Consider the following 26347-nt stretch of genomic DNA (forward strand, 5'->3'; position numbering starts at 1 on the left):
TCCTCAAGGCCGCGCATAGCCGTTGACGAAATGCTTCAGCAGGCGCGCCTGGTTCCGCAAGCCGGACACCAGGCGATGCTTCGCGCCCAGGACGGTGAAGTCGTCGCCAGCGACCGAGGTCCGCGGCACGATCCGCATGCCCCTCGAAGCCAGGCCCCCCGAACTCGTGTAGATGCGCCGATACCCGGCCGCCATGGACGCGCGGAGGGTGCGGCCGTCGAAATCGCCGAATGGAACCGCGGCCTCCTGCACCGGCTTGCCCAGGATGCCTTCCAGGATGGCCTTGGAGCCCGCAAGCTCGCGATTCAGGGCGGCATCATCCAGCGCGGGCCAATGGGCGTGGTCCATCCCGTGACTGCCGATGGTCATGCCCATCCGGTCCAGTTCGCGAATATCTGCGGCCGAAAGGAATTCCTTCCAGCCGATCCGGCCGGCGAGGACGAAGAAGCGAGCCGTCAGCCCGCGTTCCGCCAGCAGGGGCGCGGCCACGCGCAGATCGGAGAGGTTCCCGTCGTCGAAGGTGATTTCGATATCGGGGTCCGCTGCCGCCAGCGCCACCGCGCGGCGCAGGGTGTCCTCGGCCGACCAGTACCTGGCCTCGCCCGCCTCGACCGGCCTCGCCGGCAGCGGCCCAACGCCGTGGAAGATCAGGATCTGCCGCCTGGGCAGGATTTCCGAAAGCATCTTCGTCCTCAGATGGCACAGAGCCCGGCCCGGATCGTTCCAGACGCCATGTAAGCGCGAAACCCGCGAGTCGCGGGCCGCGCCATGTGGCGAAGCACGCTGCGATTTGCTAGGTTCCGGCCGCGGCACGCCGTTTCCCGGCTGCTGCCCCGGGGCGGCCTCCCGCGGCGGAATGACGATTTGCCATGGGAACAGGCCTTGCGTAAGTCCGGTCTCGAAGAGTGGTGACTGCCGAGCAAGGCCCCGGGGGCACGGCCGGCCGCGTGTCGGTGGCGGAGCAACTGCCCGCCGCGACCCGCCCCGTGCCACCCATGCCCATCGAAGCGCCGCCTCCCCCGCCGCCGCCCTATGCCGGCTTCGGCCTGCGGGAGATCATCGTCACGGCCTTTCTGCGCCGGCGTCTGATGGCCGTCGCGCTGGTTGTCCCCATGCTCCTCGGCATCCTGTTGACCCTCGGCGGCCCCAGCTACACCGCCGAGACGGTGCTGAGCGTCCTGGCGAGCCGCGACAGCATCGGCGCCCCCGACATCTCCGGCTTCCGCAGCGACGTGCAATCCGTCGAAATCCTCAAGGTCGTGCGCGCCGAGGCCGAGCTCATGGAAAGCCATGACGTCGTACGGCGCGCGATGGAGATCATGGGGCCGCTGACCATCTACCCCTGGCTCGGCGAGCGCCGCCGCTTCGGCCTCCTCCCCGCGCGGCCCGCCGAGGAGCACCTGGACCGCGCAGCCGAACTCTTCGCCCGCGCCCTGCGCACGGACACCGATGCCTCCAGCAATATCCTCCGCGTCCGCTTCACCTCTCCCGACCGGGCGATGGCGGTGCGCGCGCTCGACGCCCTTCTGCAGGCGTATTTCGAGCGGCGCGCGGAGCTGCTGCGCGGCGAGAACTCGCGCATCCTCGTGAGCGAGCTGGACCGTTACACCGGCGAGTTGCGGCAGATCGAGGCCCGCATCGTGCAGGAGAAGACGGCCGCCGGCGTGCTGGATATCGCGCAGGACATCACCCTCGCGGGGAACCGCCTCAACAGCATCCAGGAGCGCCTGGACCGCGTGCAGGAGCAGCGCGCCACGACCCAGGCGCAGCTCGCCGCCGCCCAGGCGCAGCTGGCGGCGCTACCCCAGCGCGTGACGGCTTCGCTCGAAAGCACGAACCTCGTCTCCAACGACGAGACCCGTAACACCCTGGCGCGGCTGGAGCAGGAGCGCGCGCGGGTCGCCTCGCAATACGCGCCGGACTGGCCGGGACTCAGAGATCTCGACAACCGGATCGCGGCCGCGCAGGCCACCGTCCGCGCCAGCGCCCGCAATACCTTCGCCACACGGCGAGAGATCCGCAATCCGGAGGTGGAACTGCTCAGCGCCCGGATCGTGACCCTCCAGGTCGAGGCGGCATCTCTGACCGAGCAACTCGCCGAGCTCGAGAACCAGCGCGGCGCCGCGCAGGCGCGCAGCGCGACGCTGCTGCGGGCAGAGGCCGGATTGCGGGACCTGCAACGACGGCGCGACGGGCTCGAGGTGGTCTATCGCCAGTTCACCACGCGGGAGGCCGGAACGCGCGCGGAGGAGGATGCCCGGCGGGTTCGCAGCGCCGCCGTTCAGGTGACGCAGCGGCCGCACGCTCCTCTGTCGGGCCGCAGCCTCGCCCTGCCCTTCCTGGCGGTGGGCCTGCTCGGCGGCCTGAGCGCGGCCGCGGCGGCGGCCATGGCCCTGACCTGGCTTCGCCGCGTCTTCGCGACGCCGGCCGAGGCCGAGCGCGGGCTGGGCCTGCCGCTGCTCGCCGCCTTCCCGCCCCTGCAGAAGCCCGCCGACCAGCTGGCCGACGACACCCACATCACCGACCTGGCGGCGCAGCTCCTGGACGTCCGGATCAACGGGCGGCGGCCCCAGATCATCCAGCTCCTGGCCAGCGGCGAGGATGACGAGCGGGACAAGATGGCGCGCCTGCTGGCGCTCGAATTCGCGCGTTCGCGTTCCCGCGAGACGCTGCTGGTGGACCTGCAGCAGGACGGCCGCGCGCATCTGGCGGCGCTCGGTACCCAGCCGGTCAGCGTCGAGCGCATCGAGGGGCACGTGATCGCGTTCAACACGGTCATCGAGAAGCTCTGGGTCACCTACGAGGCGGAGAAATCCGACCTGATGAATCCGCGGGTGGAGCTCTCGCAGATCCAGGAGGTCCTGTCGCAGCTGCGGCGCGCCTTCGAAACGGTGGTGATCATCGGGCCCGACGCCTCTTCCGGTTATCCCGAGCGCCGCATGGCTGCGCTGGTGGACGCCAACATCCTGGTGGTCCGCGGCGAGATCACGGAAGCCGGCCCGGCGCGCGAGAACCGCGATGCCGTGCGTTCGGCCGGCGGTCGTATTCTCGGCCTCGCCTATACCGGGCTGAGACAGATCGTGCCGCAGCGGATCGAGCGGCTGATCGGCGCCTGATGCTCGAGGATGCGCGGCACATTCCCGGGGGTTCGACCCTCGCGGCGGATGTCTGCATCGCGGGTGGCGGGGCCGCCGGCATCACCCTCGCGCTCGCGCTCATGGACAGCGGGCTGGACGTCGTTCTTCTCGCCGGTGGCGGCGAGAAGTCCGACAAGGCCGCCCAGGCCCTCTACGAGGGCGAGGTCGCGGATGCCGGGCTGCATCCCACGCCGGATCGCTACCGCGTACGGGGCCTCGGTGGTTCCACCAAGCTCTGGGGCGGCCGCTGCGTGCCCTTCGATCCCATCGACTTCGAGCGCCGCGACTACATCGCCCACAGCGGCTGGCCGATCGGCCCTGAAGCACTGCGGCCCTACTACCCCCTCGCCAACCTCCTCTGCGACGCCGGCGCCTTCGCCTATACGGCCGCCGAAGCCTTTCCGGAGGCGCCGCCGCCCATGCTTGGCGGCTTCGAAAGCGCGGACTTCTCCACTGACACGCTGGAACGCTTCAGCCTGCCCACGGATTTCGCGCGCCGCTATCGCCCGGAGCTGGAGAGAGGGCCCGTCCGCGTGCTTCTCAACGCCAGCCTCTGCAGCCTCGGCACTTCGCCGGACGGTCGCCATGCGGGCCCCGCACAGATCCGGACGCTGGGGGGCAACGCCTTTTCCGTCGAGGCCCGCACCTATGTGATGGCCGCCGGCGGGCTGGAGAGCGCGCGGCTTCTGCTGGCCAGCCCGGGCGCGAGCGGACGCGGGCTGGGCAATGCCCATGACGTCGTGGGCCGCTACTACATGTGCCACCTCGCCGGAACGATCGGCACGGTCGATCTGTCCGGCGCGGCCTCCGCATGGCACGGCTACGACCTCTCCCCCGAAGGCGTCTATTGCCGCCGGCGGATCGCGCTCCGGCCCGGGGCACAGCGCGCGTTGCGGGCCGGCAACTTCGTCGCACGCCTGCATCATCCCCGCATCCCTGACCCCGGTCACGGCATCGGGATTCTCTCGGCGCTCTACCTCGCGCGGCCGATCATCCCCTACGAGTACGGAAAGCGCCTTTACGGGGACGAGCCGTTCTCCACCCGTCTCGCGCTGGCGCATGTCCGCAACCTGCTCACCGACGCGCCGGGAACGGCGGCCTTCCTCTGGAACTGGCTGCGGCGCCGCACCCTCGCGCGGCGCAAATTCCCGTCGGTGATCGTCCGGCCGAGAAACCTCCGCTTCAGCCTCGACTTCCATGCCGAGCAGGAACCGGACCCGGAAAGCCGCATCACGCTGGGCAACGAGACCGATGCGCTCGGCGTGCGACGGTTGCGCGTGGAATGGCGCTACAGCAGGCAAGACGTGCAAACGGTCAGCACCGCGCTGGCCGCCTTCGCCCAAGCCCTGCAGGAGAACAACACGGGCTGCTTCGAATACGAGCCCGAGCGTGTGGAGGAGGAAATGACGCGCTACGGCGCCTATGGCGGCCACCATATCGGCACTGCCCGGATGGGGACCGATCCGCGCAGCAGCGTCGTGGACGCGGATTGCCGGCTGCACGAGGCCAGCAACGTCTTCGTGGCGGGAGCCGCAGTCTTCCCGACATCGAGCCAGGCCAATCCCACGCTCACCGTGGTCGCTCTCGCGCTTCGCCTGGCCGATCACCTGAAGCGCGAGTTGGCGGGGGGCGCGACTTGAAGTTGCGCGTGCTCGTGATCGGCGCCACCGGCTATGTCGGGCGTCACCTGGTGGCCGCCCTCAGGGCCTCCGGCTGGGCCGAGCCGGTTGCAACCGCCCGCCGGGCAGCGCCTGGCGTCGCTCCGCTGAATGCGACGGACGCGGCGATGCTGGGCCTGGCCGTGGCCCGGGCGGACGCCGTCGTGAACGCCATGGCCGGCGGCGAGGCCAGCATGATCGCGAACGCCTACGCCTTGCGCGCCGCGATGCTGGCGCGGCCGCGCGGGCCGGTGCGGCTCGTGCATTTCAGTTCGATGGCGGCCTATGGCCCCGCCCGTGGAGTGGTGAACGAGAGCCACCCGCTTTCCGGCGCGCTCGGCTCCTATGCGCGCGCCAAGGTCGAGGCCGAGACCGCGCTGGCCAGCCTGCCGGAGACGGCGGTCTTGCGCCCCGGCTGCATCTACGGCCGCGGCAGCCACCAGTGGTCGCTGCGGATCGAGCGCCTGCTGCGCGAAGGCCGGATCGGCGATCTAGGCGCCGCGGGAAGAGGGTGCAGCAACATCGTGCATATCGACGATGTGTGCGAGGCAGTCGTGGCCGTGCTGCTCAGGCCGGCCGCCGGGGGCCAAGCCTACAATCTCGCAATGGCGGAAGCGCCCGACTGGAGCCGGTACTTCGCCGGCTACGCAGAGGCGCTGCGCCTGACGCCCGTGCCCCGCATCGCGCCGTGGCGCATGGCCCTGGAGACACGGCTGCTAGCGCCCGCACTGAAGATCGGGGGTATTGCCCTCGGCGAGCGCGTGCTGCCGCCACCCATTCCACCCTCGCTGGCGCGGCTCTGGCGGCAGGACATCCGCCTCGACAGCAGCAAGGCGCGGGTTGAACTGGGGCTGCGGTGGAGGCCATGGCGCGCTGCGCTGGAGGCGGAGGCGACGGCAGCCTCGGCCCCAGCCTGAGGACCGAGCCGTGGACCAAGGCTTCAGAACCGCCGCGCAAATCAGCACCTATCCGATGGACTTCCCGCATGCGGGCCATCTGCTTGCGCATCAGCTCCGCGTCTGGGCGCCCATGGTCGAGCGGATCGTGCTGACCATCGATGTCCATCGCAGCCGCTCGGGCCGGTATCGCGGCACGGATTTCGACCGCAATCTCGCGGGCCTGCGCGATTTGGCGCGCGGCTTCCGCGAGACGGTGGCTGGATTCGAGGCGATCGAGGTGGATAACGATCCCGCCGCGCGGCGCGAGGTCGCCCAATGGTTCTTCGGTCGCGACGACATGCCGCTCAAGGCCTGGGATGGCGGTCCCTTCTACGCGTACTTCTACGGCCTGTTCCACGCCCGTGCCCGCTACGTCGTCCATTTCGATGGGGACATGCTGTTCGGCGGGGGCAGCCGCAGCTGGATGGAGGATGCCATCCGCGCGCTGGAGGCGGATCCGCAGGCGCTCCTGGCCAATCCCTATCCGGGTCCTCCCCGCGCCGATGGCGTGGCCTATGGCCAGGACGCGGGAACCGTCCTCTCCTTCCGGCTCGACGGCAATCCGGCGCTGGCGGTGGACCATGCGAGCACCCGCATCTTCCTGGCTGACATGCAGCGCCTGCGCGCGCTCGGCCCCCTGCCCATGACTGCGCCGGACTTCGGACAGCGACAGAAGGCGCGGCTGCTCGGCAATCCGCCCGATGTGATCGAGGCGGAGGAACTGCTCAGCCGCGTCATGCGCGACCGAGGGCTTCATCGCATCGACATGCTGGGCGCGGCGCCGGGCCTCTGGTCCCTGCATCCTCCCTATCGCGGACCCAACTTCTATGCCGGCCTGCCCGGTCTGGTCGCCGCCGTCGAAAGCGGCCAGGTGCCCGACGACCAGCGCGGCCATTACGACGTGCGCGACAGCATGATCGACTGGTCGGCCGAGCGGGCGCGCACGCGGCGCCACCGGCGCTTGTGGCGGATGCTCGCCGAGCGCCTGGGCGCGCGTTAGCTCACGCTGACGGCGTCGCCGCGGCGGGGAGCGCGCGAAGGGCGCGTTCCCGCATGGTCTCGGCGGCCCGCGCCTTGCCCATGTAGAGCGCCCGCCACTGGTAGGCCGCCACGAAGTCCAGGTAGCCAGGCGCGTCATACCTCGGCGCGCGGCCGAGCCAGGCGCCGAGATAGCCGATGCCCATGAACATCGATCCCAGCACCATCGGCCGCTGCCCAAGGCGATAGACCAGCGACACCAGCATGAAGAGCGGGATCGTGCCCAGGTACCAGGCGCCCCGGCCGTGACGCTTGCGCCCTTCCCAGATGCTGAGATGGCTCGAACCCATCTGCCTCAGATGGATGAAACGCAGTTCGGGCCGGTCCATGCTCTGTGCCTTCCATCCGCGCATGCGGCAGGAATGGCAATCGATCACGTCCCAGCCGACATGCTGCACGAAGCCCCCGAGCTCCCGCAGCCGGCTCTGCCGGTAGAACTTGGTCATGCCGACGGAGATCTCGTCGCCCGAGGTTTCCGCCACCATCCGCCCTTCGGGGCCGACCCGCAGATAGGGCTTACCGCTGCAAGTCGCGATGGACGGGTCGGCGTCCATGATCTCCATCAGCGTCTCGAAGTAGCGCGGCGGGAGGTCGAGATCGGCATCCAGCTTGCAGACGAATTCGACCGGCGCCGTCAGCGCGGCCCAGCCCTGGTTGAACGCCTCCACGACGCCAGGTCCCACCCGCCGGGGCCCGCCGCGGTCCCGGGGCACGACGCGCAGGAAGGGCATGCGCGGCGCGTATTCGGCCAGGATCTGCGGCGTCGCGTCGGTGGAGCCATCGTCTACGACGATAAGCTCCGCCGGCAGGATGGATTGGGCGAGGATGGAATCCAGCGTCGTGCGGAGCGTTGCCGCCTCATCCCGGCAGGGAACGATCAGGGCATAGCGAGACACAGGATCCACAGGCCCGACGCATCCCCGCTGATGCCATGGCCACCAGCGGCGGCCTGTTAACGTCCGTATCGATTGCGGCTACAAGCCGCCCCTGGGCCTGTCAAGCGCGCCGCACGCCGAGCCTCTTCCCGGCCGCCGGGCCCCGTCTTCAGGCTCCCGGACCGGAGGTGATCAGGAGCATATGCGGGCCTTCTCACAGCCCTCCGGCCCCGTCCCGCCCGGCGCCTGGGCGGGACGCGTTCTGCCCCTGACGGGCGGGCGCGGCTGGGTCTTGCTCGCGGCCATGGGGACGCTGGGCTACATGAGCGCGCGGCTGGCCTTGTCCGCTCCGCCGCCGGGCGCCGATCCCGAGTTGGGCGACGTCAACCCGGCGAATACGGTGCTGCAGCTCGTGCTGCTCGGCTTCGGCATCGTTCACGCGCTGCGCTATCCCCGCGAGACGCTGCGCACGATGCGCCAAGCCTGGCCTTTCGTGCTGGTGGTCATGGTGGCGGCGGCCTCCGTGCTGTGGTCGCAGGCGCCCGCCGCGACGATGCGCCGTGCCGCGGCACTCGGAACGCTCGTCCTGTTCGCGGCGGCTATCCTGCATCGGCTGGGGCTGGAGCGCTTCATGCGCGTGGTGGTCGGCACCACGATCCTCGCCTCCATCGCCGGCCTCGCCGAGGCAGTGCTGCGGCCGGAACTCGGCTTCGATACCGGCGAATACGCCAACGCCATTCGCGGCATATTCTTTCAGAAGAACAATTTCGGCTTCGCCCTCCTCGCCGGAACCCTCGCGCTCAGTTTCCTCATACTGGAGCGCGGGCGGCCGCGGGCCTGGGATGTCGCGATCTTCCTCTTTCTGCTCGTGATGCTGGTGCTCTCGCGTTCGACCACGGCACTGCTGCTCTCGGTGGCGGTGACGGGGGGTACGGTGGTGGCCCTGGGGCTCGATCGCGGCGGGGCGTGGACCGCAGCCACGCTCGTGCTGATGGCGGTGGGCGGAACGCTGGCATTGCTGGCCATCACCCTGCTCGGCCCATCGGGCTTGTTCGAGGCCGTGGGCAAGGACGACACGCTGACGGGCCGCACCTACATCTGGGCCGAAGTCCGCCACGCCATCAGCCTGCGGCCCTATCTGGGGTACGGCTACAACGCCTTCTGGCTGCACGGGAGTCACGCGGCGGAGCTGCTTCATCAACGCGTCGGATGGCAGGCGCCGACCGCGCACAGCGGCTACCTCGACGTCACGCTCCAGCTGGGCATGTTCGGCCCGGCGCTCGTGCTGCTCCTGAATGCCATCACCATCTGGCGGGCCATCCTGGCGATGCGGGACGGATATCGCCGCCGGGCATTCTGGGTCCTGATCCTCTCCACCGTCTACGCCATCTACAACTACAGCGAATCCCTGCTGTTGCGGCCCGACCTGCAGTTCCTCCTCTGGACGCTCGCGGCCATCTCGGTCGCCCCCGTTCCGCTCAGGCAGGACGCGGGACAATGGAAGGGACCTTGGAGCTTCCGCAGCAGCGGGCAGGCGCGGACCATCATCCATTGACGCGCCGGCTTCGAAGAATCCTTCCGCCGCTGGACAGTCTGGCGGGGCTTCTCGATCAGGCGGTGATCAGCCTGGCGAATCTCGCCGTGGGCTTTCTCGTCCTGCAGCTCGGCAGCCGGGAAGAGTTCGGCCTCTATGGCCTCGGCTACGCCACGATCACGCTGATGAACGGGGTGTCGAGCGCCCTGTTCGCCTCGCCGTTGACGGTCGCGCATTTCCGGCATGAAGAAGGCTCGCGGCCTGGATTGTCGGCGGCCTTCGTGCTCGGCCATGGCGGCCTTTCCTGGGCGGGGGGAGCGCTCGCCGTGGCCGGCCTCTGTATGGTGGGCGCCGATGCCGTGGTGGTGCTGACCGCGGCGGCGTGCCCCGCCGCCATGGCCCATGATTTCTCCCGAGCCCGTCGTTTCCTGCTATCGCGCCAGAAGGCCGCGTTGATGCTGGACGTGGTGAATGCGGCTCTCTGGATCGGGCTGACCCTGGCGGGATGGTGGGCGGGGTATCCGGCGCACCTCGCCGCGCTCGGCGCATACGCGCTGGCCTGTGCCGCCACGGGCTTGCTCGGCGTCATGGACAGCCGCGCGCACTTCGCGGCAGGCCTGAACCAGCTGCGGCCGGCGCTGTGGGAATCCTGGTCGCAGGGGCGCTGGGCGCTGGCGGGCCTCGCGGTGGCGGCCGCGCAGAACCAGGCGCACGTCTATATCCTCGCGCTCATGAAGGGGGCCGAGACGGTGGCGGAAGTGAATGCGGCGCGGCTGCTGATGGCCCCGGTATCCTTCGTGCTGATCGGACTGCAACGCACCTTGATCCCCCGTCTCGCCCGGCTGCATGCCGCAGGTGAGGAGGCCGAGATGCGGCGGCAGTCGCGGCTCGCGCGCATGGCGGTGCTCGCGGCGACATTCGGCTGGGCGCTCGCGATCGCCGCCGCCTGGGACGTCGCGCTGAAACCGATGCTGCCGGAGGGCTATCACGAGATCGGAATCCTGGTCGCCGCCTGGACGCTGGTCTTTGCCGCGCAGGCCATATCCGCGGGGCTTTCGGCTCAGCTGCAGGCCATGGGCTCCTTCCGCTCCCTGATGCTGATGAACCTGGTGACCGCTGTGCCCGTGGTCGTGGCGGCCGTGCCGCTCATCCTGGTGGCCGGTGCGCCGGGCAGCATGGCGGCGATGGCGGCGGGCCACCTGGCGCTCGCCTTCCTGCTCCAGCGGGCCATCAACCGTCAGGGTGGCCGGATGCAGTCCGCCGCATGAGGTCCCGCCGCGGTTCTCGGCCGGGAGGGAATGCTCTAAACAATGAGAACGAGCCAACTTGACGGGGTGCCCTTCCGATGACGCGTCTCTTCCCGGCGGTCATGGCATGAGTGCCGCGGGGCCTGTCACCCGCCGCGCCTTCCTGCTCCTGCCATTGCTGTCCGCCTGCGCGCCCGGGACCAACAATTTCAGCACCACCCAGTCGATCTCGGTGCAGGAGAACATGCCCGAGGGCTTCGCGCCCTGGACCAACACTGTGCCGCCCTACCGGTTCGGCCCGGGCGACAAGGTCAAGGTTCAGTATCTTCTGACGCCCGAGATCAACGAAACCGTGCTGATCGCGCCGGACGGCACGGTCACCCTCCGCACCGGCGTGCGCGTCACCCTGGACGGCCGCACGGGCGAGGAAGCCTCGCAGGCGGTCGTCGACGCGTCTCGCCGCGTGCTGACCCATCCCTTCGTGACGGTCAGCGTCGAGGAGGCGGGAGGCGCCGTCGCCTTCGTGGGCGGGATGGTCCGTCGCTCGGGCGCCTATCCGGTCACGGGCCGCCGCGGCGTCGCCGAGATGATCGCCCTCGCGGGCGGCCTGGAGGATTCGGCGCGCATGGATCAGGTGGTGCTGATCCGCCGTTCGCCGGAGGACCGGCCCATGCTGCGCACGGTGGATCTGCGCGGCTTCATGTCGGGCCAGAGCACCGGCGCGGACGTGCCGCTGACAGCCGGCGACATCGTTTTCGTCCCACGCACAAGGCTCGCCGAAGTCGGGCTTTGGGTGAACCAGGCGATCACGCAGACCCTGCCCTTCTCGCGCTCCTTCTCCTACGCCATCAACCGCAATAACCCGGGAAACCTGCTTTAGTACTCGCGCCTCTCACCCGCCTAAGTTGCGGCCTACACGCATGACGCGAAAGCGTTTTTGGCGATTTGACAACTAACGCCGGCGCATGGTCACTTCGGGCAGTCGAGATCTGAAATCAGCACATCATGACAAGCGGCGAAGCTGAAATCGGCGCGAGGCCGGCTTCCGCCATGCACCCGCCGCACGAGATGGCCGAGGGATACCCACCGGGGCCCGCCCCGCATGGGCTATCGCCTGTCACCGCCTTCAGCCAGACCGCGAGCGTGCTGGACTTCATCAGCCTCCTGCTCGCGAGTTGGGCCTGGATCTATCTTGGCCGGGTCGAGACGACCTTCACCGCGCTCGAAGCGAAGCTGATCGCGACCGGGCTGACCTGCCTCGGCTGGCTCGCCATGCATCACCTCGCACCGACGCGGCTGGGCCGTCTGCTCGACACGCCCTGGGCCATGGCCGATGCGCTGCTGGTTCCGCTTTTTGTCGGCGGGGCGGTAGCTGCGGTGGTGTTGCCGCTGGCTGGCCCATCTATCGCCTCGGCACTGCTGCTGTGGCCACTCGCGGCAATCTCGCTGCTGCTGCCGGCGCGCATCTGCATCTCCTTCCTCGCCAAGCGCGGCGTCGAGCGCGGCTGGCTGCGGCGGCGCGTCGCCGTCGTCGGCGCCACCGACATGTCGGATATCCTGATCCGGCGCATGCTGGGCAAGGAGAACCCGGAGACACCCGACATTGTCGGCATCTTCGACGAGCGCGACGCGACGCGGCGCCCGCCGGCCCTGAACGGGGTACCCGTGCGCGGCGATGTGCAGGCGCTATGCGAGCTCGCGGCCCGCGAGAGGCTGGATCTCATCGTCATCGCCCTGCCGCTGGGCCGTGCCATCGACATCCTCCGCTCCGTCCAGAAGGTGCAGTGGCTGACGGCCGAGGTGGTCGTCCTGCTCGACGGGGCGAACAGCGCGCCGCAAGGCACCAGCCGCTCCGTCATCGCGGGCCAGCCCGTGCTGCAGCTCGTGCGGCAGGCGTTGCCGCCGGGTGCGATCGTCGCGAAGACGGCGTTGGACCTGCTGCTCGCGCTGCTGGCGCTGGTGGTCACCTCGCCCCTGTTGATCTTCTCCGCCATCGCGATCCGGTTGGAGAGCCCGGGCCCCATCCTGTTCCGCCAGCCCCGCATCGGGCGCAACGGCCAGCCCTTCCAGATCCTCAAGCTGCGCTCCCTGCGCGTGGACCCGAACGATCTGGGCGTTCGCGGGGTATTGAAGGGTGATGCGCGCATCACGCGAGTGGGCCGGATCATCCGGCCGATGTGCATCGACGAGCTGCCGCAGCTCCTCAATGTCCTCAAGGGCGACATGAGCATGGTCGGTCCACGCCCCCACGTCGCCAACATGCTGATCGGCGGCGAGCCGATCGAGACGGTGGCGCCCGGATATGGCGCGCGCCATCGCATGAAGCCAGGCATCACGGGCTGGGCACAGGTCAACGGCCTGTCCGGCACCATGACCGATGCAGCCATGGCCCGTGAGGTCACGGCGCATGACCTCGCCTATGTCAGCGAGTGGTCGATCTGGCTCGATCTCCGCATCCTGGCCCGCACCACCGCTGTCTCGCTCTTCGGCCGCAAGGCCTTCGAGGCCCAAAGCCACGAGTGGCGCGGGCTCTAGGGCCCCGACCTCAGGCTTTCCGCACGTTCCAGAAGGTCGGAAAGCCCTTCTGCACGCCGACCACATTGGTGCGATAGGCCGTCGGCTGCACGTACTGGCCGAGTGGGATGCTCGGCACGTCCTGCATGCACTGGATCTGCATCAGGCGGCATGCCTCCTGCTGGCCGGCAAGGTCGGGCGCCTCGAACCACTGGGTGCGAAGCTCCTCCAACCGGGGGCTGACGCACCAGCCGGGCCAGCCCGAGGGCTGGTCGCCATTGCCGCGGATCGCATAGTGGTTGGCGGGATCCATGTGGTCGGCGCCTTCCCAGCCGGTGTTGAAGCAGCTCCAGCCGCCCTGCTCGACCGGCCCGCGGTTGTTGCGGCGGGAGAGCATGGTGCCCCAATCCGTCGCCACATAGTCCACGTTCATGCCGATGCGGCTCATGACATCGGCCATCACCTCGCCGATCGCCTTGAACTGCGCGTAGTCGGTGGCCGCGAGAAGCGCGACCTTCTCGTTCGCGTAGCCGGCCCGCTTCAGCATCTCCTTCACGGCATCGAGGTTGCGCGGCCCGATCAGCGGTTCCAGCCCCGCTTCGCTGGCCATGGGGGTGTTCGGGCAGAAGACCCCGTGCGGCACGTGGTACATGGCGGGATCGTTGCCCACGATCGCCTGCATGAAGTCGGCCTGGCTGAAGGCATGCAGCATGGCGCGCCGGATGGCGGGGTTGTTGAAGGGCGGCTGCAGGTGGTTGGGCCGCATCATGTCCACCGCCCCAGTCGGGTTGTTGACCTCGATCTTGATGTTGCGGTTCCGGCGCAGCAGCGGCAGCAGGTCGTGTGTCGGGTTCTCCCACCAATCCTGCTCGCCCTGTTGCAGGGCGGCCACCTTGGTCGCCGCGTCGGGGATGGTGGTCCAGATCACGCGGTCGAAGTTCACGCGCTTCGGGCCCGCATTCCACTCCATCGGCCCGTCCTCGCGGGAGACGTAACGGTCGAACTTCGCATAGACGTTGCGCGATCCGGCCACGCGCTCATTCGCGACAAAGCGGAAGGGCCCGCTGCCCACCATTTCCGTGATCTGGGTGAAGGGGTCCGTGTTCGCCAGCCGCTCCGGCATCATGGCCGGCATGGGCGAGCTCACCTTGCCGAGCGCCGTCGGCAGCAGCGGGAAGGGCTTCTTGAGGCGGAAGCGGATGGTGCGGTCATCGGGCGCGGAGAGTTCATCCGTCGCCACCATGAGCGCATCGCCCAACGCGTCGCGCTTCGCCCAGCGCTTGATGCTGGCGACGCAATCCCGGGCGAGCACGGGCGTGCCGTCGTGCCAGAGCAGTCCGGGGCGCAGCGTCAGGTTCCAGAGCTTGCCGTCGTTCTCGACGGTATGGCCGGCCACCATCTGCGGCGACGGCTTGAAGGAGGCATCGCTGCCGTAGAGCGTGTCGAAGACCATGTGGCCGTGACCGCGCGTGACGTAGGCCGTGGTGAAATGCGGATCGAGGAAGGCCAGGTCGATCTGCGGGATGAACCGCATGACATTGGCGCCTTGCGCGGTGGCGAGCCTGGGAGCCGCGATGCTGGCGGCGGCCACGGCGAGGGTCGAGCGACGGCTGATGAGCATTCGGCCTCCTTCTGGAGTTGTTGACCCGCGTTTGTTCCCTGTGTCGCAAAGCTAGCTGCGGGCGGGGGACGGATGCACGCAAAAACGCGCCATAGGCACGCCGCATCGGGCCCATTGGGACACCCGATGCCTCAACCCGCGCCCCGCCGCCTAGCCTGCTTCCATGAAACTGAAAGGAGGCGGCCCGATGCCACTCGACATCACGCGATACCCGATACAGGAAGCCGAGCAATTCCAGCTGCTGGCGGAAGCCTATGCCGCCGGCACGCCTGAAGGCATTGACCGTGCGATCAGGCTCGTCTCGCGCGCACGCGGCCTGACGCCCACCTGCGCGCAGCCTCAGGAGCCCCGAAAAGCCGAGCCGGCACTACCGAAGCCGCCCTATCGCACCACAGCCTCCCCTGGCGAGGTGCTGGCGCGCAGCTTCATGGCGCCCATGAAGCTTTCGGCCAAGCGGCTGGCGGCGGAACTCGGCGTCTCCCGCAGCCGGATCGGCGAGATCCTGCAGGGCACGCGCGGCATCTCGGCCGAAACGGCGATCCTCTTCGCCCGCAGGTTCGGCACACGCCCGGAATTCTGGTTGCGGCTGCAGATACGTCACGACCTGGCGCGCGCCTACAAGTCTATCTGAGGTCTATCGCGTATCGCAGATCGGCCGTCTGGATCCAGGAGAGACGGAACTCCACCGGGCGGCCGAGCGGATCCAGGGCCGTGCGCTCCGCCAGCAGCAGGGGCGTGCCTTCCGGCAGATGCAGGATGCGCGCGACCGGAGCGGGCGCGGCGACGGCGGAAAGACGCTCGGCGCAACGGGTGATCGTGATGGCGTAGCGGCGCTGATAATGAACATAGAGCTCCTCGGCCAGCTCGACGCCCGTGGGAAGGGCGAAGCCGGGGAACAGCGGCTCCGGCAGCGAGATGCGCTCCAGGAGACAGGGGCGGCCGCCCAGTCGGCGCTCGCGCGTCAGGTGGTGCACGCGGTCGGCGCGCGTCAGGCGAAGGGCCCGCTGCTCGGCGCTGCGGGCGGCCCGGCGCTCGATGCGGTGGATCAGGCTGGTGGGCTGAAGCCGGCTGCCGTCCACAGTCTCGGCGCGGAAGAAGTGAAACAGCTCGCGCTCGCTCGTCTCCTCCACCACGCGCGTGCCGATGCCCTGGCGCCGCTCGATGAGGCGCTGCTGCTCCAGCGCCGCCAGGGCGCGGCGCAGCGTTCCCTGGCTGATGCCGAGGCTCGCGGCGAGGATAGGTTCGGTCGGCAGCGCTTCGCCCGGCTTCCACTCGCCGCGCACAATGCGCGCGCGCAGCTCCGCCTCCGCGCGGGCGTAGAGGGGCGCGCGCTCCAGGCTCATCCGCGCCGCAGGTTGGGCGCGGGCTGGCCCGCGATCAGCACGTTCACGCAGGCAGGCTTGCCCGAAGCGAAGGCGCGCTCCAGCGCGGCGGGCAGATCCTCGGCACGCTCCACCAACTCGCCATGCCCGCCGAGCGCCTTCACCACGAGGTCGTAGCGCGTGCCGGGCGCAAGCTCGCAGCCATGGGCGCGGTTCGCGCCGAAGTCCCGCAGCTGGATCTGATACTCGGCGTTCCATTTGGCGTCGTTGCCGACCACCGCCACAAAGGGGAGGTCGTGGCGGCAGGCGGTGTCGAACTCCGCCATGTGGAAGCCGAAGGTGCCGTCGCCCATCACGGCCAATACGCGCCCATGCGGCCGCGCCGCGCGGGCTGCCACGGCGAACGGGATGGCTGCGCCGATCGATCCTGCGATGCTGTTCATCACACGCTCGGGCGCGCGCAGCGTGGCCTGCATCCACTGGCCGATCTCGCCGCCATCGGCAACCAGCACCGTATGCGCGTCAATGAAACGCTCCAGCGCCGCGCCGAGCGTCGCGGGATGGATGGGCGCGCCCGGCTTGCCGGCGAGCGGGCCCCAGGCCTCGGGGCGATAGCCAAAGGCGTCATGCAACGCATCGGACCACGAGCGCTGGGGATGTGGCGTCGCCGCGCCGGCCAGGGCTTCGGCCGCCGCGAGCGGCGACGCCATCGCCGCCAGCGCGACCCGGGCGCCGAGCGAAGCCGCCGCGCGCGCCTGCAGCTTCGGATCGGGATCGATGACGATCCAGCGCGCATCCGCCGCCACGAAGGGCGCGCGCCCGAAGCGCAGCGTGAAGTCGAGCTGCTTGCCCAGCAGGACCACGAGGTCGGCCTTCGCCAGCATCTCGGCGAAGGCCCCGAGCGAAGGATCGCCCAGGCCGCGTGGGCTTTCCATAAGCGCGATGGGCAGGCCGGTCGCCTCCTCGAGCGCGGCGCGCGCCTGCCTGCCCGCGGGGTTGTTGAGGCTCGGCCCCGCCGCGATGAAGGGGCGCTTCGCCGCCTGCATGGCCGCCAGGATCGCGGCCGTCGCCTCCGACGCCAGCGGCATCGGGGCCGCCTGGTACTCCCGGTCATCTGGCATGGGGACGGCCGCTTCGGCCTCGAGAACATCCGTCGGCAGCGAGATATGGACCGGCCCGGGACGCCCCGTGCGAGCGATGCGGAAGGCACGCGCGATGTCGGCCGGCAGGCCGGCCGTGCTCTGCGCCAGCCACGCCGCCTTGCAGAGCGGCGCAGCCATCTCGACCTGCGGTGTCTCCTGGAAGGCACCGAGGCCCAGCTCATTCAGCGGCGCGTGGCCGGAGAGCAGCAGGACCGGCGTCTCGCCCGCCTGGGTCGTGGGCAGAGCCGCGATGGCGTTGGTATGCCCCTGCCCGCCCGTGACGAGGGCCACGCCCACCTCGCCGGTCAAACGTGCCCAGGCATCCGCCATGTGCAGGGCCGCGGCCTCATGGCGGGTATGGACGATCTCGATCCCCGCGCCGAAGGCCGCGTCGTAGACCGGCATGATGTGGTTGCCCGAAAGACTGAAGACGCGGCTGACGCCGCCCTTCCGGAGCGCCGCCCATAGAAGGTCGGCGCCGCGCGTCGCATGTGACATCCGCAATTTCTCCCTGGGTCGGGAGCCTGCCGCAGTCTTGTATAAGATACAAGGGTCAGGCAGTGTCCGGACAACGCCATGTCCATCGAACTCCTGATTCTGCCCGCGGGCTGCTTCGTCGCGGCCTTCTGCGCGGGCCTCGCCGGCTTCGCCTTCAACCTGATCGCCGCCGGAATCCTCCTGCACTTCGTCTCGCCCCAGGTGCTGGCGCCAGTGATCGTGGTCAGCAGCCTCGTCGTGCAGTCGATCAGCCTGCCGACGATCCTGCATCTCGTGCGCTGGCGACGGCTGATTCCGCAGATCGTCGCCGGCGTGATCGGCACGCCCATCGGCGTCATGATCCTGGGCGTGGCTTCGCCGCGCATGGTCGGCGCCGTGGTGGGCGTGCTGCTGACGGGATATGGCGGCTACATGCTGGCGCGCATCGCGCTGCGCCGGGCCCCGCCCAGCATGGGCGAGCATCCCTGGGCGGACCGCTTCATCGGCTTCCTCTCCGGCATCCTGGGCGGGATCGGCGGCTTCTCGGGCGGTCTCTTCGCGATGTGGCACGACGTGCAGGGACTCAATAAGGACGAGACCCGCGCGCGGCTGCAGCCCTTCGTGACGGTGATGCAGATGATCTCCGTCCTCACACTCGCCGCCGGGGGCTTCGTGACGCGCGAGACGGGGTTCCTGATCCTGACCGCCCTGCCCGCCCTGATCGCCGGCACATGGCTCGGCCTGCGCTTCTACCGGATCATCCCCGCGCAGGGTTTCCGCCTGGTGCTGCTGAGCCTGCTCTTCCTGTCGGGCATCTCGCTCCTGGTGTGACGAGATCGGACGTTAGCGATCGGGAAAGGATTTGACGGGACCATTCCCGCCATGGAAGGCCTCTCCCCCGATGCGAAGCTGTTCGCCGCACTGATGGCCCTGCCCAGAGCCATGGAGGCCGAGCCGTCGGAACTGGCCACGGATCTCGCAGGCCACATCCGCCGCGCCACCGCGCTGCTACGCGAAGCGATCGCCGAGCTGGCGCAAGCGCGGCCCGACCCGGCGCGCCTCGCCCGCCTGCTGACGGACGCGGAAGCGGCGCTGGCTGCGCAGGCGGACGGCGCACGGCGATTGGCGGCGCGCCTGGCGGCTTGACGGCCCGGCAGGAACGTCTGGCCGTACCGGGCTATCCTTTCGCGCGCGCCGCCAGCATGTCCACGAAGGCCCGCACCGAAGCGGGCCGGAATCGGGCCGGCGGGAAGACCGCGTTAATGGTGCTTCCCGGCAGCCGCCACTCGGGCGCCAGCCGCACCAGGCGTCCCGCCGCCAGCTCAGGCTCCACCACATAGTCCGGCAGCACCGACACCCCGGCGCCGGCCAGCACGGCGCCCATCACGGCCAGGGTCGAGTTCACCAGCACCGCCGGGCGCGGCGCCAGGATGCGCTCCGAACCATCCGCACGACGCAGCTGCCATTGCTGCGGCCATCGCAGCGCGAGGTTCGCCACCCACGGCAGTTCCTGCACACCTTCGAGACCGGCGGGCGTGCCCTCGGCCAGGAAGGGCGCGGCTACCAGATATTGCTCAAAGGTTCCGATATGCCGGACCACCTGTCCCTGCCCCGTCACGTCGCCCAGGCGGAGGGCGAGGTCGAGCCGGTGTTCAATCAGGTCCAGGCGATCATCCGAGAGGACGAGGTCCGGGGTCACGCGCGGGTGGAGGCGGCGAAATTGCGCCAGGAGCGGCGCCACCACCGCGGTGCCGTAGGCAAAGCTCGCCGTCAGCCGAAGCGTTCCTCCCAGCTCGTGGTTGGCATCGGCCAGCTCGGCCACCGCCTCCTCCGCCTGGCGGAGGATTTCCACGCAGCGCGCATGGAAGGCGAGGCCGGCAGCCGTCGGCTCCGTGCGCCGCGTGGTGCGGGAAAGCAGGGTAGTTCCCAGCGATGCCTCCAGCTTGGCCACCTGCTGGCTCACCACCGCCTTCGACACGCCGAGCTTCTCCGCGGCCCCGGTGAAGGACCGGGCGTCGACCACGGCCACGAAGTAGGTCAGGCGACTGAGTTGGTTGGCGCCGGACATCGCCTCCATCACGTGACTGTCAATTCACAGTATACACTGTTTCCGCGAACACCCGATATATTCCCATTCACAGGAATGCGATGGATCGCGGTCATGGCGACCGCCGGCGTAACCTTCATTTTCGACCCCCTCTGCGGCTGGTGCTACGGCGCGATGCCGGCTCTCGAGCAGTTGATCGAGAGCGGGAGGGAGGTCGAACTCCTGCCCCTGGCGGGCGAGGCGAGGCTGATCAACGACGACTTCGCCGGCCTGATCTGGGAAACCGATCGGCTGGTAGCCCAGCGGACGGGCCAGCCCTTCACCCCGTCCTACTACAAGCTGCTTCACTCGCGCACGGCTCAGCTCAACTCGTGGCCGGCGTCCCTGGGCATAGCCGCGGTCGTCCGCACCCGGCCGCAACGGCGGCTGGATGCGCTCAACGCCCTGCATGTCGCGCGCTATGTCAGCGGGCGCGATACGGGCGACAGCGAAGTGGTCGAGACCATCCTGCGCGAGATCGGCCTTCGCGGCGCGGCGGACCTCCTGGCTTCATCCCATCCGGCGCTGATCGAGGCGGGCCGGGTCGCGGTCAACCGGGGCCGCGCGCTGCTGCAGGAGCATGGCCTCGACGACGCGCCCGCCCTGCTGATGCACGAAGCGGACGCGGTGCGCCTCCTGACGGCGAAGGAATTGATGCACATGGCCATGGCCGGCCGCGCGGCAGGCATCCCGCAGGAGGTTTTCGCGGCGCGCGCCCCCGCCTGACGCTAATTTTCCCATCCCCGGCCCGGCAGCGCGGTTGCCCACGGGGCGTTATCCTGTCCGAATACGCGGCCTCGAGATGGGATGAACCATGCCTGACAAGACCACGCTTCAGCAATTGTCCGCCGCCGTCGAGGCCAATTTCGAGGAGCAGGTCCGCTTTCTCGCCGACATCGTCCGACACCCCTCCCTGCGTGGCCGCGAGGCGCCGCTGCAGGACCACATGTATCGCTGGTTTGCCGGCAGGGGCTATGCGGTGGACCGCTTTTCCATCGCCGACGTCCGTCTCCAGGAGCACCCGAAGGCCAGCCCCATGGTGGATGTTGATCCCGCGGGCTCCTTCCAGGTCGTCGCCTCGCGCCGCTGCGCCTCTCCCACGGGCCGGAGCCTCATCCTGCAGGGCCATATCGACGTGGTGCCCGAGGGGCCGGCCGAGATGTGGACCTTCCCGCCCTATGGCGGCACGGTGAAGGACGGCTGGATGTACGGCCGCGGCGCGCATGACATGAAGTCGGGCGTATCGGCCATGTGCTTCGCGCTGGAAGCCATCCGCGCCGCCGGCTACGCCCCGGCCGCCGACGTCCACCTCCAGACGGTTACCGAGGAGGAAAGCACCGGCAATGGCGCGCTGGCGACGCTGCTGCGCGGCTACAGGGCCGACGCCTGCCTGATCCCGGAGCCCACGGGCGGCACCATCACCCGCGCCCATACCGGCACCATGTGGTTCCGGCTCCGCGTGCGGGGCGTGCCGGTCCATGTCGCGGTCGCGCAGTCGGGCAGCAACGCGATCATGAGCGCCTACCACCTGATCCTGGCGCTGCAGGAGCATACGAAGCGCCTCAACGAGGCCGCGAAGACCGACAAGTGGTACGAGGGCACCCCGGACCCCATCAAGTTCAACCCGGGCATCATCCGCGGCGGCGACTGGGCGAGCTCGACCCCCGCCTGGTGCGAGGTGGATTGCCGCCTGGGCCTGCTTCCCGGGCAGGATGTGGCCACCCAGCAACGCGCGGTGGAGAAGGCGGTGGCCGAGGCCGCGAGGACCGACAACTTCCTCTCCAACAACCCGCCGGAGGTGGTCTGGCACGGCTTCCTGGCCGATGGCTTCGTGCAGGAGCCGGGCAGCGAGGCCGAGGCCGTCCTGGCCGAGGCGCATCGGGCGGCCTTCGGCGAGGAAATGGGGGCCCGGATCTCCACCGCCGTGAACGACACCCGATTCTACGGCCTTTATTTCGGCATGCCGGCTCTTTGCTACGGGCCGAAGGGCGAAGGCGCCCACGGCTTCGACGAGCGGACGAATCTGGAGCACCTCAAGACCACCACGCTCTCCATCGCCGCCTTCGTGGCGGATTGGTGCGGGTTGCAGCCGCTTTCCTGACCTCGCGTCCCGACTCCTCCGAATCCCTGGCTGTGGATTCGGGGGATTACGGGGATGAATGCGATCGCCTCTTCCGCCCTTGTCATGTTGCCGCCATGACACACGGATTGTCACCGCCCAGATTCGGCCTCATATGAACGAAGCGGGAACAAACGCAGAGTTCCCAGGCTTTGACGAATTTCGCCCCGATTACTCGATCTTGTGTGCACCGGGGCATTCGATCCCCATATGTAGCGAGAGCAGTTGATAGGTCGGATCGCCTGAGGCATGTTTCCCGACCGGGGAATGAGGGGTTTCAGACCGTGTTCGATGCAGTTCAGCTTCCAGGGCATCATCAGGTCCAGGTCGATCGGAGCAGGGATTCCCTGCTGACCGATTTCGGCCGCGCGACACTCGACGACCGCTATCTCCTGCCAGGCGAAAGCTACCAGGACCTCTTCGCGCGCGTCGCTTCCGCCTATGGCGACGACGCCGCGCACAGCCAGAGGTTGTACGACTACATCAGCAAACTCTGGTTCATGCCGGCCACGCCAGTGCTGTCGAACGGGGGGACGACGCGCGGGCTGCCGATCAGCTGCTTCCTGAACGAGGCCAATGACAGCCTCGAGTCGATTGTCGGCCTCTGGAACGAGAATGTCTGGCTGGCCTCCAAGGGCGGCGGCATCGGCTCCTACTGGGGCAACCTGCGCTCGCTCGGCGAAAAGGTGGGCCAGAACGGCAAGACCTCGGGAATCGTGCCGTTCATCCGCGTGATGGACAGCCTGACGCTCGCCATCAGCCAGGGTTCGCTGCGCCGCGGCTCGGCCGCCGTCTACCTGCCGATCAGCCACCCGGAGATCGAGGAATTCATCGAGATCCGCCGCCCTACCGGCGGCGATCCGAACCGCAAGGCGCTCAACCTGCACCACGGCATCCTGGTGTCGGACGCCTTCATGCGCGCGGTGGAAAACGACGACACCTGGGCGCTCACCTCGCCGAAGGACGGCGCCATCGTGCGCACGCTCTCGGCCCGTTCGCTCTGGATCCGCCTGCTGACGGCGCGCATCGAGACCGGCGAGCCCTACATCGTCTACTCGGACCACGTGAACAACGCGCGGCCCGAGCACCACAAGCTCGCGGGGCTGGAGGTGAAGACCTCCAACCTCTGCTCGGAGATCACGCTTCCCACCGGCCTCGACCAACATGGCGAGCAGCGGACGGCCGTGTGCTGCCTCTCCTCGCTCAACCTCGAGACCTGGATGGAGTGGAAGGACGATCCCCTCTTCATCACGGACGTGATGCGGTTCCTGGACAACGTCATCCAGAACTTCATCGACACCGCGCCCGACAGCATGTCCAAGGCGCGCTACTCCGCGATGCGCGAGCGCTCGGTCGGCCTGGGCGTGATGGGCTTCCACTCCTTCCTCCAGGGGCTGAACGTGCCCTTCGAGAGCGTTATCGCGAAGGTGTGGAACAAGAAGATGTTCAAGCACATCCGCGCGCAGGCGGATGCGGCGTCGCGGCTACTCGCCGAGGAACGGGGCCCCTGCCCCGACGCGGCCGAGTACGGCTTCCTGGAGCGCTTCTCCAACAAGATGGCGATCGCGCCGACGGCGTCCATCTCCATCATCTGCGGCGGCGCCTCGCCGGGCATCGAGCCGATCGCGGCGAACGTCTACAACCACAAGACGCTCTCCGGCTCCTACATCGTGCGCAACCCGTACCTGAAGACGGTGCTGGCGAGGCATGGCCGCGACGATGAGGAGACCTGGACCTCCATTACGGTCAACAAGGGCTCGGTCCAGCACCTCGACTTCCTGGACGAGCAGGAGAAGGCCACCTTCAAGACGGCCTTCGAGCTGGACCAGCGCTGGGTGATCGAGCATGCGGCCGACCGCACGCCTTACATCTGCCAGTCGCAGTCGGTGAACGTCTTCCTGCCGGCCAACGTCCACAAGCGCGACCTGCACCAGATCCACATGAGCGCGTGGAAGAAGGGGCTGAAGAGCCTCTACTACTGCCGCTCGCTGTCGATGGCGCGGGCCGACACGATCAGCGAGAAGGTAGCTATCCAGCCGAAGCTCGGCCTGGAAGCGCTGCAGGAGCCGCTGCCCCTCCAGACGCCGCCGACAACCAACTCGACCAACTACGAGGAATGCCTGGCGTGCCAGTAAGCGGCCTGACCTCGCGCGAGGTGCGGGAGGAGTTCCGCGACCTCCGCATCCGGCAGACGGAGCTGAGGCTGGCGGTGCAGCGCGCGGAAGCGCGGCTCGACGCGGACTGGACCTCCGAGCAGCTCTCCCGCGAGGCCGACGAGGCCTGGCGGCGGCTCGTCCGGGTGAACCACGCGATCCTGCGCCTGCGGCGCGAATACCCGGCCGAGCTCGGCACGGCCGGCGTCCCTTAGTCCCGAAGGTGCAGGGAACTAAGTTTCCTGCCGGGGTCCAGGGGCGGAGCCCCTAATTTCACATTCAAAAGGCGCCCCCCATGGCCGATTCCATCGACGAACTCCCCATCAAGTTCGACCTGCTGACCGGCAACCCGGTCTACAAGCCGTTCCGCTACCCTTGGGCCTATGACGCATGGCTGATGCAGCAGCGCGTGCACTGGCTGCCGGAAGAAGTTCCGATGGCGGATGATGTGAAGGATTGGCAGAAGAACCTGACGGATGGTGAGCGGAACCTCGTCACCCAGATCTTCCGTTTCTTCACCCAGGCCGATGTCGAGGTGAACAACTGCTACATGAAGCACTACTCCCAGGTCTTCAAGCCGACGGAAGTGCTCATGATGCTCTCGGCCTTCTCGAACATCGAGACGGTCCATATCGCCGCGTACAGCCACCTGCTCGACACCATCGGCATGCCCGAGATCGAGTACCAAGCCTTCCTCAAGTACCAGGAGATGAAGGAGAAGTACGACTACATGCAGAACTTCTCGGTCGCCAACAAGACCGAGATCGCCAAGACGCTCGCCGCCTTCGGCGCCTTCACCGAGGGGCTGCAGCTCTTCGCCTCCTTCGCGATCCTCATGAACTTCCCGCGCCACAACAAGATGAAGGGCATGGGCCAGATCGTCACCTGGTCGGTGCGCGACGAGACGCTGCACTGCCTCTCGGTCATCCGTCTCTTCCGCACCTTCGTGCAGGAGAATCCGGAGATCTGGAACGAGGAGCTGCGGCGCGACCTCTACCTCATCTGCGCGACCATCGTGGACCACGAGGACGCCTTCATCGACCTCGCCTTCGCGATGGGTCCCGTGGACGGGCTCAGCGCGGCCGAGACCAAGCAGTACATCCGCTTCATCGCGGATCGCCGGCTGCAGCAGCTGGGCCTCGAGCCGCTCTACCACATCGAGAAGAACCCCCTGCCCTGGCTCGACGAGATGCTGAACGCGATCGAGCACACGAACTTCTTCGAGAACCGCGCCACCGAATATTCCAAGGCCTCGACGGAAGGCTCGTGGGAGGACGCCTTCGCGGACGACATCTTCCAGTCGCCGCAGCCCGAGGGCGCGATCGAGCTCGACCCCCGGCATTGATCGCGACACCCGTGGCGGGCCGCCCCCGCCGCGGGATTGATGCGGCGGCACGCAGGGCGTAACAGCACGCGCATCATGCTTCGCGTCATCCGGATCTCCGCCCTCCTGCTGCTCGCCCTTGTCGTCGGCGTGTGGGGCTATGCCTGGACCACCAGGGGGCCGGACGAAACGCTGGGCGAGGCCTTTGCCTCGCGCCTCGCCGGCATTTTCGGGCAGGAACTGGCCGTGCCGTCAGCCGGTGGCGGCGGGATGCAGCTGCCCGGCGGCATCACCCTCGGCGGCGCCTTCGAACTGACCAACCAGGAAGGCCGCGCGGTCACCGACCGCGACTTCGCCGGCCGCTGGATGCTCGTATATTTCGGCTTCACCTATTGCCCCGACGTCTGCCCGACCGAGCTCGGCACCATCGCCTCCGCCCTGGACGCCATGGGCGCCGATGGCGAGCAGGTGACGCCCGTCCTGATCAGCATCGACCCCGAGCGCGACACGCCCGCCGCGCTGGCCGATTATGTCGGCCGTTTCCACCCCCGGATGCAGGGCCTGACCGGCACGCCGGAACAGGTCGCGGCCGTCGCCCGGCGCTACAGGGTCTACTATTCGAAGGTCCAGCGGCCCGAGATGACGACCTATTTGATGGACCATTCCAGCTTCATCTACCTGGTCGGGCCTGATGGGCGGGTACGCAGCATGTTCAGGCCCGAAACGAGTCCCGAGGCGATGGCCTCTGCTGTTACGTCGCAACTGCGCAGCGGTGCACGACCGGCTTCGTGACTCTTGGCGAAGTGCTTCAAACTGGCGCATAAACGCGCCACCGATTCGGAGTCTCCGACCGGTCCCAAAGGAGTAGCGCATGGCTGACGAGGATGACCGGGGCGATGGCGCCGAAGACGCCTCCCGGGTCGGATCCGCGCCGCGGCAGGGGCGGCGCCTGTCGGATAAGATTCTGGTCGCCTTCCACCAGGCGTGCGACCAGAGCGACTTCGAGGTCGCGGAGCAGCTCCTGCGCGTGCTGGAGATGATGCTGACGCGCCGCCCGGTTTCGCCGGACATCAACCGGCGCCGTAACATCGAGACGCTCGTCGCCGCGCATGAGCGGCTGTGGCACCTGCGCCATCCCGATTCGGATGAAGAGCTCTAGGCT

General features: G+C 68.6%; 24 protein-coding genes. 18 read left to right on the forward strand and 6 right to left on the reverse strand.

Translation table 11 applies throughout. The features are described 5' to 3' along the window. Positions 1-3 precede the first annotated feature (3 nt). On the reverse strand, positions 4-684 hold the full coding sequence (locus WJM96_RS10740; protein WP_424812485.1) for a polysaccharide deacetylase family protein: 681 nt from the start codon (positions 682-684) through the stop codon (positions 4-6). A 224-nt stretch (positions 685-908) separates the two neighbouring features. On the opposite strand from WJM96_RS10740, the gene WJM96_RS10745 reads away from it, so the two are divergent. From WJM96_RS10745 to WJM96_RS10760, 4 genes are read left to right on the forward strand one after another with little or no spacing between them, the layout of a single operon-like run. Then, positions 909-3116 carry a hypothetical protein gene (locus WJM96_RS10745; protein ID WP_424812486.1) on the forward strand — a complete coding sequence of 736 codons (2208 nt, stop codon included), beginning with the start codon at positions 909-911 and terminating at the stop codon, positions 3114-3116. Next, positions 3116-4777: a GMC oxidoreductase gene (locus WJM96_RS10750; RefSeq protein ID WP_424812487.1), complete on the forward strand. Its 1662-nt coding sequence runs from the start codon at positions 3116-3118 to the stop codon at positions 4775-4777. Before WJM96_RS10745 ends, WJM96_RS10750 begins: the two co-directional genes overlap by 1 nt. 8 nt (positions 4778-4785) lie before the next feature. Beyond that, positions 4786-5712, forward strand: coding sequence for an NAD-dependent epimerase/dehydratase family protein (locus WJM96_RS10755; protein ID WP_424813091.1), 927 nt, complete (start codon positions 4786-4788; stop codon positions 5710-5712). A gap of 10 nt (positions 5713-5722) precedes the next feature. Next, positions 5723-6733, forward strand: a complete 1011-nt coding sequence (locus WJM96_RS10760; protein WP_424812488.1) for a hypothetical protein — start codon at positions 5723-5725, stop codon at positions 6731-6733. A gap of 1 nt (position 6734) precedes the next feature. Here WJM96_RS10760 and WJM96_RS10765 read toward each other — a convergent pair whose 3' ends face one another. Then, complete coding sequence (locus tag WJM96_RS10765) at positions 6735-7667, reverse strand: glycosyltransferase family 2 protein (RefSeq protein ID WP_424812489.1); 933 nt, start codon at positions 7665-7667, stop codon at positions 6735-6737. 181 nt (positions 7668-7848) lie between these two features. On the opposite strand from WJM96_RS10765, the gene WJM96_RS10770 reads away from it, so the two are divergent. The 4 genes from WJM96_RS10770 to WJM96_RS10785 all read left to right on the forward strand — a co-directional run bounded on the left by WJM96_RS10770 (position 7849) and on the right by WJM96_RS10785 (position 12962). Next, entirely contained in the window at positions 7849-9201 is a 1353-nt protein-coding gene (locus WJM96_RS10770; protein WP_424812490.1) for an O-antigen ligase family protein, read from the forward strand. After that, on the forward strand, positions 9198-10448 hold the full coding sequence (locus WJM96_RS10775; protein ID WP_424812491.1) for a lipopolysaccharide biosynthesis protein: 1251 nt from the start codon (positions 9198-9200) through the stop codon (positions 10446-10448). Before WJM96_RS10770 ends, WJM96_RS10775 begins: the two co-directional genes overlap by 4 nt. Positions 10449-10554: 106 nt before the next feature. Further along, positions 10555-11307, forward strand: a complete 753-nt coding sequence (locus tag WJM96_RS10780) for a polysaccharide biosynthesis/export family protein (RefSeq protein WP_424812492.1) — start codon at positions 10555-10557, stop codon at positions 11305-11307. Between the two features lie 170 nt (positions 11308-11477). After that, complete coding sequence (locus tag WJM96_RS10785) at positions 11478-12962, forward strand: sugar transferase (RefSeq protein ID WP_424812493.1); 1485 nt, start codon at positions 11478-11480, stop codon at positions 12960-12962. A 10-nt stretch (positions 12963-12972) separates the two neighbouring features. Here the strand turns inward: WJM96_RS10785 and WJM96_RS10790 are convergent, their stop codons facing one another. Further along, positions 12973-14556, reverse strand: coding sequence for an ABC transporter substrate-binding protein (locus tag WJM96_RS10790; RefSeq protein WP_424813092.1), 1584 nt, complete (start codon positions 14554-14556; stop codon positions 12973-12975). A 193-nt stretch (positions 14557-14749) separates the two neighbouring features. Here WJM96_RS10790 and WJM96_RS10795 point away from each other — a divergent pair, with 193 nt between their 5' ends. Next, positions 14750-15193 carry a HigA family addiction module antitoxin gene (locus tag WJM96_RS10795; RefSeq protein ID WP_424812494.1) on the forward strand — a complete coding sequence of 148 codons (444 nt, stop codon included), beginning with the start codon at positions 14750-14752 and terminating at the stop codon, positions 15191-15193. Here WJM96_RS10795 and WJM96_RS10800 read toward each other — a convergent pair. Then, positions 15186-15905, reverse strand: coding sequence for a GntR family transcriptional regulator (locus WJM96_RS10800; protein ID WP_424812495.1), 720 nt, complete (start codon positions 15903-15905; stop codon positions 15186-15188). The genes WJM96_RS10795 and WJM96_RS10800 overlap by 8 nt on opposite strands. Further along, positions 15902-17524 carry a thiamine pyrophosphate-binding protein gene (locus tag WJM96_RS10805; protein WP_424812496.1) on the reverse strand — a complete coding sequence of 541 codons (1623 nt, stop codon included), beginning with the start codon at positions 17522-17524 and terminating at the stop codon, positions 15902-15904. Before WJM96_RS10805 ends, WJM96_RS10800 begins: the two co-directional genes overlap by 4 nt. Positions 17525-17602: 78 nt before the next feature. Here WJM96_RS10805 and WJM96_RS10810 point away from each other — a divergent pair, with 78 nt between their 5' ends. Together WJM96_RS10810 and WJM96_RS10815 are read left to right on the forward strand one after the other, a co-directional pair. Then, a complete protein-coding gene (locus tag WJM96_RS10810; protein ID WP_424812497.1) occupies positions 17603-18334 on the forward strand; it encodes a sulfite exporter TauE/SafE family protein in 732 nt (243 codons plus the stop codon). A gap of 51 nt (positions 18335-18385) precedes the next feature. Next, positions 18386-18649, forward strand: a complete 264-nt coding sequence (locus WJM96_RS10815; protein WP_424812498.1) for a hypothetical protein — start codon at positions 18386-18388, stop codon at positions 18647-18649. A gap of 31 nt (positions 18650-18680) precedes the next feature. Here the strand turns inward: WJM96_RS10815 and WJM96_RS10820 are convergent, their stop codons facing one another. After that, a complete protein-coding gene (locus tag WJM96_RS10820; RefSeq protein ID WP_424812499.1) occupies positions 18681-19571 on the reverse strand; it encodes a LysR family transcriptional regulator in 891 nt (296 codons plus the stop codon). 75 nt (positions 19572-19646) lie between these two features. Between WJM96_RS10820 and WJM96_RS10825 the strand changes: the two genes are divergently transcribed. From WJM96_RS10825 to WJM96_RS10855, 7 genes are all read left to right on the forward strand, one after another. Next, positions 19647-20315, forward strand: a complete 669-nt coding sequence (locus WJM96_RS10825; protein ID WP_424812500.1) for a hypothetical protein — start codon at positions 19647-19649, stop codon at positions 20313-20315. Between the two features lie 88 nt (positions 20316-20403). Beyond that, complete coding sequence (locus WJM96_RS10830) at positions 20404-21690, forward strand: ArgE/DapE family deacylase (protein ID WP_424812501.1); 1287 nt, start codon at positions 20404-20406, stop codon at positions 21688-21690. 302 nt (positions 21691-21992) lie between these two features. Next, positions 21993-23843, forward strand: coding sequence for a ribonucleoside-diphosphate reductase subunit alpha (locus tag WJM96_RS10835; protein ID WP_424812502.1), 1851 nt, complete (start codon positions 21993-21995; stop codon positions 23841-23843). Then, positions 23834-24076, forward strand: coding sequence for a hypothetical protein (locus tag WJM96_RS10840; protein WP_424812503.1), 243 nt, complete (start codon positions 23834-23836; stop codon positions 24074-24076). Before WJM96_RS10835 ends, WJM96_RS10840 begins: the two co-directional genes overlap by 10 nt. 80 nt (positions 24077-24156) lie before the next feature. Next, on the forward strand, positions 24157-25206 hold the full coding sequence (locus WJM96_RS10845) for a ribonucleotide-diphosphate reductase subunit beta (protein WP_424812504.1): 1050 nt from the start codon (positions 24157-24159) through the stop codon (positions 25204-25206). A 75-nt stretch (positions 25207-25281) separates the two neighbouring features. Beyond that, positions 25282-25977, forward strand: a complete 696-nt coding sequence (locus tag WJM96_RS10850) for an SCO family protein (protein WP_424812505.1) — start codon at positions 25282-25284, stop codon at positions 25975-25977. A gap of 79 nt (positions 25978-26056) precedes the next feature. Further along, complete coding sequence (locus tag WJM96_RS10855) at positions 26057-26344, forward strand: hypothetical protein (protein WP_424812506.1); 288 nt, start codon at positions 26057-26059, stop codon at positions 26342-26344. Positions 26345-26347: the final 3 nt, after the last annotated feature.

The organism is Roseococcus sp. YIM B11640 (genome assembly GCF_049727625.1).
GTDB lineage: Bacteria > Pseudomonadota > Alphaproteobacteria > Acetobacterales > Acetobacteraceae > Roseococcus.

What these genes read in the sequence shown, in the direction of transcription:
- WJM96_RS10815 (WP_424812498.1), top strand. Translation starts at nt 18,386, where the DNA reads ATGGAAGGCCTCTCCCCCGATGCGAAGCTGTTCGCCGCACTGATGGCC.
- WJM96_RS10855 (WP_424812506.1), top strand. Translation starts at nt 26,057, where the DNA reads ATGGCTGACGAGGATGACCGGGGCGATGGCGCCGAAGACGCCTCCCGG.
- WJM96_RS10820 (WP_424812499.1), bottom strand. Translation starts at nt 19,571, where the DNA reads ATGTCCGGCGCCAACCAACTCAGTCGCCTGACCTACTTCGTGGCCGTG.
- WJM96_RS10825 (WP_424812500.1), top strand. Translation starts at nt 19,647, where the DNA reads ATGCGATGGATCGCGGTCATGGCGACCGCCGGCGTAACCTTCATTTTC.
- WJM96_RS10780 (WP_424812492.1), top strand. Translation starts at nt 10,555, where the DNA reads ATGAGTGCCGCGGGGCCTGTCACCCGCCGCGCCTTCCTGCTCCTGCCA.
- WJM96_RS10830 (WP_424812501.1), top strand. Translation starts at nt 20,404, where the DNA reads ATGCCTGACAAGACCACGCTTCAGCAATTGTCCGCCGCCGTCGAGGCC.
- WJM96_RS10795 (WP_424812494.1), top strand. Translation starts at nt 14,750, where the DNA reads ATGCCACTCGACATCACGCGATACCCGATACAGGAAGCCGAGCAATTC.
- WJM96_RS10845 (WP_424812504.1), top strand. Translation starts at nt 24,157, where the DNA reads ATGGCCGATTCCATCGACGAACTCCCCATCAAGTTCGACCTGCTGACC.
- WJM96_RS10740 (WP_424812485.1), bottom strand. Translation starts at nt 684, where the DNA reads ATGCTTTCGGAAATCCTGCCCAGGCGGCAGATCCTGATCTTCCACGGC.
- WJM96_RS10805 (WP_424812496.1), bottom strand. Translation starts at nt 17,524, where the DNA reads ATGTCACATGCGACGCGCGGCGCCGACCTTCTATGGGCGGCGCTCCGG.
- WJM96_RS10770 (WP_424812490.1), top strand. Translation starts at nt 7,849, where the DNA reads ATGCGGGCCTTCTCACAGCCCTCCGGCCCCGTCCCGCCCGGCGCCTGG.
- WJM96_RS10750 (WP_424812487.1), top strand. Translation starts at nt 3,116, where the DNA reads ATGCTCGAGGATGCGCGGCACATTCCCGGGGGTTCGACCCTCGCGGCG.
- WJM96_RS10800 (WP_424812495.1), bottom strand. Translation starts at nt 15,905, where the DNA reads ATGAGCCTGGAGCGCGCGCCCCTCTACGCCCGCGCGGAGGCGGAGCTG.
- WJM96_RS10810 (WP_424812497.1), top strand. Translation starts at nt 17,603, where the DNA reads ATGTCCATCGAACTCCTGATTCTGCCCGCGGGCTGCTTCGTCGCGGCC.
- WJM96_RS10850 (WP_424812505.1), top strand. Translation starts at nt 25,282, where the DNA reads ATGCTTCGCGTCATCCGGATCTCCGCCCTCCTGCTGCTCGCCCTTGTC.
- WJM96_RS10785 (WP_424812493.1), top strand. Translation starts at nt 11,478, where the DNA reads ATGCACCCGCCGCACGAGATGGCCGAGGGATACCCACCGGGGCCCGCC.